This window comes from Zhongshania sp., assembly GCF_029212375.1.
In the GTDB taxonomy this organism is placed as follows: Bacteria; Pseudomonadota; Gammaproteobacteria; order Pseudomonadales; family Spongiibacteraceae; genus Spongiibacter.
In genome coordinates this window covers 45322-51444 of the sequence record NZ_JARGNU010000013.1, presented here as the reverse complement: position 1 = coordinate 51444, position 6123 = coordinate 45322, and the positions used below count along the sequence as shown (strand labels likewise).

The 6123-nt window shown below is 53.0% G+C and carries 6 protein-coding genes; all 6 read left to right on the top strand.

Annotation, left to right across the window (positions count from 1 at the left end; genetic code table 11):
• The coding region (locus P1U47_RS13440; protein WP_301029575.1) for a FimV/HubP family polar landmark protein at nt 1-1443 on the top strand (1443 nt) is incomplete at its 5' end.
• Nucleotides 1436-2299, top strand: coding sequence for a tRNA pseudouridine(38-40) synthase TruA (truA, locus tag P1U47_RS13435; protein WP_366943178.1), 864 nt, complete (start codon nt 1436-1438; stop codon nt 2297-2299). The genes P1U47_RS13440 and truA, both read left to right, overlap by 8 nt.
• A gap of 75 nt (nt 2300-2374) precedes the next feature.
• Nucleotides 2375-3010 (top strand): phosphoribosylanthranilate isomerase, encoded by a 636-nt coding sequence (locus P1U47_RS13430; protein WP_301029574.1) that lies wholly within the window; start codon nt 2375-2377, stop codon nt 3008-3010.
• Nucleotides 3011-4234, top strand: a complete 1224-nt coding sequence (gene trpB, locus P1U47_RS13425) for a tryptophan synthase subunit beta (RefSeq protein WP_301029572.1) — start codon at nt 3011-3013, stop codon at nt 4232-4234.
• Between the two features lie 12 nt (nt 4235-4246).
• Nucleotides 4247-5056: a tryptophan synthase subunit alpha gene (trpA, locus tag P1U47_RS13420; protein ID WP_301029571.1), complete on the top strand. Its 810-nt coding sequence runs from the start codon at nt 4247-4249 to the stop codon at nt 5054-5056.
• A 184-nt stretch (nt 5057-5240) separates the two neighbouring features.
• Complete coding sequence (gene accD, locus P1U47_RS13415) at nt 5241-6110, top strand: acetyl-CoA carboxylase, carboxyltransferase subunit beta (RefSeq protein ID WP_301029570.1); 870 nt, start codon at nt 5241-5243, stop codon at nt 6108-6110.
• Nucleotides 6111-6123: the final 13 nt, after the last annotated feature.

The following is a 6123-nucleotide window of genomic DNA, read 5'->3' as shown; positions in this document are numbered from 1 at the left end:
GACGATAAGCCCGCGGTCAATACTGTGGATTTGGAACTTGATGGCGATTTTGACTTAGGCGATGATCTCGATTTTGAACTGGATGATGACAGCCCGTTTGCCGAAGGTGTTAACGCCGACATTGCGGATAGTGCCTCTAATAGCTTAAACGATAATGCGCTAGAAAGCCTCGACGCTACGATTTTGACTGGTGAGCCAAGTGAGAGCACTGGCAGCGGGGCAGAAGAAGAATCTGAGGGCCAAGGCTTATCATCGTTGGAATTGGGCGCAGACTTTGGTGAAAGTGAAAATGAAAGCGATGCCGAAGTTGATGATGTGCAATCTTTGCGCAGCGCCGAGGCTGATACACTCGCGTCGCTCGATGTAGATTTAGCCGACCTCGATTTTGATTTTGATGATGATTCCCTGCCCATGATCGAGGCGGGTAGCGATGACGAGCCAAGCGCTGAAGCCGGTAGCTTGCCTGAGAGTGATTTAGCGCTTGATGAGGCGCCATTGTCGATTGTTACCAGTGATAGTGTCGCCCCTCTCGATGTAAGCGCTGACGCTGGAGACGAGCTAGATTTTGAATTTGGCGATTTGCAAGACAGCGAGCTGGATACCGGTTTATCCGGTGCGGCTGCCGACCCCGCAGAGCTCAGCAACTTAGCGACTATTGGTGATGATAGTGACGAAGAGTTGGATTTGGATTTCTCGTCTTTTGATAGTAGCAGCCCTGAATTTAGAGAAAACAACGCCGAAATTGACACTGGAGTTAGTGCGGTAGAGGCAGATAACGTTGACATGAGTAATGATCGTCCTAGTGTCGGCGACCAGGCGTTTCTCGCTGAACGCGCAGGTGACGTCCCAGATGGCGAACAAGATGATGGCAATGCGGAAGTAGTCAGCGCTGACGAGGATTTGCGCAGCACAGCGCCATTATCAAATGACCTAGCGGACGAGCTTAGCTTAGACGATCTGGACTTCGATTTAGGTGATGAGCTCGATCCCGCCGAGCACGATACCGCTGAAATCGACCAGTCAGAGCTAGATGTCGATTTAAGCGATTTCGATATGCCGGCTATTCCGGTCACGTCTACGCCCTTTACTGAATTGAGCTCCAGCGTAGGCGAGGCAAGTGCGACAGAAGCGTCGGCACTGGACGACGCCTTTTTTGTTGAGGGCGACGATATTGAGTCGACTCCGCCGCTAAATCCGCTCAGCGATGGCGAAGCGATTGCGGTTGAAGATCTTGTATTTGACGAGTTTGATGCGGGCGAGGGCGACGAGAATTTTGATAACCTACTCGACGACGAGTCAGTTGCAACCAAGCTAGACCTCGCCAGAGCCTATGTGGACATGGGTGACAGCGAAGGTGCAAAAGAAATGCTCGAAGAAGTCCTCATCGAAGGTGACATTCAGCAGCAAAGCGACGCTCAGGCGTTACTGGATTTGATTGGCTAAATACGATGTGGCAGTTGGCATGACAATCTTTGAGCGCTTTGCCGATGAGCGTTTACCGGTAGGCAGCCGCATAGCTCTGGCCTTTGAGTATCAAGGCAGTGCTTATCGCGGTTGGCAGAGTCAATTAAAGCCCCAAGTGGCAACAATACAGGAAGCGCTGGAAGGCGCTATTTCTGCGGTTGCCGCTGCGCCGGTTGTAGTGATGTGCGCAGGGCGGACCGACGCTGGGGTGCACGCAACGCACCAAATTGTGCATTTTGACGCACCGGCGACTCGCTCCCTTAAAGCGTGGGTGGCGGGGGTTAATGCCAAGCTGCCCAGTGATATTGCGGTGCTGTGGGCGCAGCAAGTGCCTGAGGATTTTCACGCGCGGTTTTCGGCAACCGCCCGTCGCTATCGCTATGTGATTCTCAATCAAGCTCGTCGCTCTGCTCACTTGGCCAAAGGGGTGACCTTGGTTGAATCCTTGCTCGATGAAGAGCTAATGAATCAAGAGGCCCAGGTTTTGCTGGGCGAACAGGATTTTAGCGGCTTTCGGGCGGCATCTTGCCAATCTAAAACTGCGATGCGCAATATCCATTTTGCCAAGGTCAGTCGGCGCGGGCGCTATGTTGTTATTGATATTGCCGGCAATGCCTTTTTACATCATATGGTTCGCAATATTGCTGGCGTGCTCATCGCTGTCGGCAGTGGCGAGATGCCTGCTGGGTGGACCCGCCAAGTTTTAGAGGGCCGAGATCGCAGCAAGGGTGGTGTTACCGCCAAGCCAGATGGCTTGTATTTGGTCGATGTGACTTACCCAGAACATTTTAATTTGCCACAAACGTATTTAGGGCCAGATTTTGTTGTGCCCTAAGCGCGGCTTTTACAGACAGATCACCCGCTTATTTGTTAATATTCGCTCCAATTCATTGTCTGGTTGTACATCCGAGTGTCCCGTACCCGCGTAAAAATCTGTGGAATAACCCGTGCTGAAGATGCCGAGGCTGCCATTAGTGCGGGTGCCGACGCCTTGGGTTTTGTTTTTTACGCTAAAAGCCCTCGGGCGCTCACTGCGGCGCAGGCGGCGCTAATTATTGCCCGCTTGCCGCCGTTTGTTAGCAAAGTGGGATTGTTTGTGAACGCCAACGCCGATGATGTGCGCGAGGTTTTGGCGACATGTAGCTTGGATTTATTGCAATTTCACGGCGATGAAACTGCAGGCTATTGCGAGTCTTTTGCTAAGCCCTATATGAAAGCCCTGCGCATGCGCGATGACATTGATCTAACAGCGCAATTGGCGGCGTACAGCAGTGCGGCTGCAATACTATTAGACAGTTATAAGGCGGGTGTACCCGGCGGCACGGGTGAGGTTTTTAATTGGGAGCGTATTCCCAGTGAATTGTCGTTGCCCTTAGTGCTGGCCGGCGGTTTGCGTCCAAATAATGCTGGCGCCGCAATCCTCGCCTGCCGACCTTATGCGCTGGATGTCAGTGGTGGGGTCGAAAGTGCGCCAGGTATTAAATGCGCCGACGCCATGACACGATTTATTGATGCGGTCAGCGCCGCTGACCGACGGGAGGATTGAGTGAGTAGTAAGGTAAAAACACCGGATTTTAGTCAGTTTCCAGATGCCAATGGTCACTTTGGTCCCTATGGTGGGCGCTTTGTTTCTGAAACCCTGATTCACGCGCTTGACGAGCTTTCTGCAGGCTATGAACGCTTGCGCAAGGATCCCGAATTCCAAGCGGAGTTCGATCACGATTTGGCCCACTATGTTGGCCGACCCTCGCCACTTTATTACGCCAAACGCTGGTCTGAAGAAGTCGGCGGGGCGCGAATCTTCTTAAAACGCGAAGATCTCAATCACACTGGCGCCCACAAGGTAAACAATACGATTGGCCAAGCCTTGCTCGCTAAATACATGGGCAAAAAGCACGTTATCGCCGAAACCGGCGCTGGTCAGCACGGCGTGGCATCGGCGACCGTTGCGGCGCGCCTGGGTATGAGCTGCAAGGTCTTTATGGGCGAAGACGATATTCATCGTCAGGCGCTGAATGTCTACCGGATGAAATTACTCGGGGCAGAGGTTATTTCCGTAAAGTCGGGTTCGCGCACCCTGAAAGATGCCATGAACGAAGCGATGCGCTACTGGGTAACCAATGTTGATGATACTTTTTACATCATTGGCACCGCGGCAGGGCCGCACCCCTACCCAATGCTGGTTCGCGATTTTCAGTCGGTGATTGGCCGCGAAGCGCGGGAACAGTGTTTGGCACAGAACGGTCGCCTGCCCGACGCCCTCGTTGCCTGTGTCGGCGGTGGTTCAAATGCCATTGGCTTATTCCACCCCTTCCTTAACGACGAAGATGTGGCGATGTACGGGGTAGAGGCCGGTGGTCACGGCGTTGAAACCGGTGAGCACGCAGCGCCCTTAAACGACGGTATTCCCGGTATATTGCACGGTAATCGCACCTACCTGATGCAGGATGAGGCTGGGCAAATTATTGAAACCCATTCAGTCTCAGCTGGTTTGGATTACCCTGGCGTTGGCCCAGAGCATTCGTGGCTGAAAGACATGGGGCGCGTGAACTACGTGGCGATCAACGATGATGAAGCCTTGGCGGCATTCCGCAAGCTCACCTTGGTTGAGGGAATCATGCCCGCGCTGGAGTCTGCACACGCAGTTGCCTACGGCGAAAAACTGGCAAAGACCATGAGCCCAGAGCAGTGCATTGTGGTGAATTTGTCTGGCCGTGGTGATAAAGATATTCATACCGTCGCAACACTCGACGGCATTGGCATTGAATAACGGGGAAGTACTTTGAGTCGTTTAGCTGCTTTATTTACAAGCTTAGAAACTGCCGGGCGCAAAGCGCTGGTGCCATATATTGTTGCGGGTGATCCGCAGCCTGGCGTTACCGTAGGACTGATGCATGAGTTAGTGCGCCAAGGTGCCGATATCATCGAGCTGGGTATTCCGTTTTCAGATCCCATGGCCGAGGGCCCAGTTATTCAGCTGGCGCACGAGCGCGCTTTAGCCCACAAAGTAAGTTTGAGTATGGCGATCGCCATGGTCGCCGAGTTTCGGCAGACCGACAGTAAAACCGCCGTCGTTTTAATGGGCTACGCAAACCCCATTGAACGGATGGGTTATAAGGTGTTTGCCGAGCGCGCAGCTGCAGCTGGGGTCGATGGCTTATTAACAGTTGATATGCCGCCTGAAGAGGCTCATGAGCTAAGTGAGATATTGAAGGCGGCGGGTATTGATAATATTTTCCTACTGGCGCCAACCACCGATATTGCGCGAATAGAGAAAATTGCGGCACTTGCCAGTGGTTATCTCTATTGCGTAGCGCTAAAAGGGGTAACGGGCGCCGGCCATTTGGATATTGGCGCGGTTACCGAGTTACTCGCTAAAATTAAAGCGCACACCAATTTACCCGTGACAGTCGGTTTTGGTATTAAAGACGGCGCTTCGGCCGCCGCCTTAGCGCCATTGTGCGCTGGGGTAGTGGTGGGTAGTGCGCTGATCGAACGTATGGTGAACGCCGACCGCAGCCAGCCTGAGGGTGAATGGCTGCAATCTGTTGGGGCGTTGATTGGTGAAATGCGTGAGGCAATCGACGCTTAGGTGTTTAGGCATTGGCGCGGCCCCGCTGTGATACGGGGCGTGCCATTCTTGTGCTGAATACGCTAAAGTAGCGTCCATCCTTTGGTGGCTAATTCGCCATAATACCTAACAATTGGCGCTTGTAGACCGTTCGCAGAAATAGGCGCAAGCGCAGATAAATTGAGATAACTAACAGGAATGGATTATGAGCTGGGTAGATAAAATTCTTCCTTCGGGAGTGCGCCGAGTAGAGTCGGAAGGGCGCAGCGCCAAGGGCGTGGTACCCGAAGGTTTGTGGAAAAAGTGTGTAAAGTGCGAGGCAGTACTGTATCGCCCTGAGCTCGAAAGCAATATGGATGTGTGTCCAAAATGCGACCACCATATGCGTATTGGTGCTCGCCGCCGGATTGCGCTGTTTCTTGATGAGGCTGGCCGCGAGGAAATCCTGTCGCATATCGAGCCGGTTGACCGCCTCAAATTTAAAGACAAAAAGAAATACCGCGACCGTTTGACCGCGGCCCAGAAATCCACTGGTGAAAAAGACGCGCTAATTGCCTTTAAAGGTAAGGTGAAAGACCTACCCGTGGTCGTGGTGGCTTTTGAGTTTAATTTCCACGGCGGCTCGATGGGCTCGGCGGTGGGCGAAAAATTCACCCAGGCCGCCAACGTCGCTATGAAAGAAGGCTGGCCGCTGATTTGCTTCTCGGCCTCGGGTGGCGCTCGCATGCAGGAAGCCCTTATTTCCTTGATGCAAATGGCCAAGACCAGCGCGGTGTTAGAGCGCATGAAACAAAACAGCGTGCCGTATGTCTCGGTAATGACTGATCCAATCTATGGCGGTGTGTCGGCGAGTTTGGCCCTGCTGGGTGATATTAATATTGCTGAGCCAGGCGCGCGCGCGGGTTTTGCAGGGCCAAATATTATTGAGCAAACGATTCGCCAAAAATTGCCGCCGGGCTTCCAGCGCAGTGAATTTTTGCTGGCTCACGGTGCTATCGATATGATTGTGCGCCGTGCAGAGATGCGCGACACATTGAGTCGGCTGCTCTCTAGCTTGACGTATTACCAGCATTAAGCTCTGTTAACGA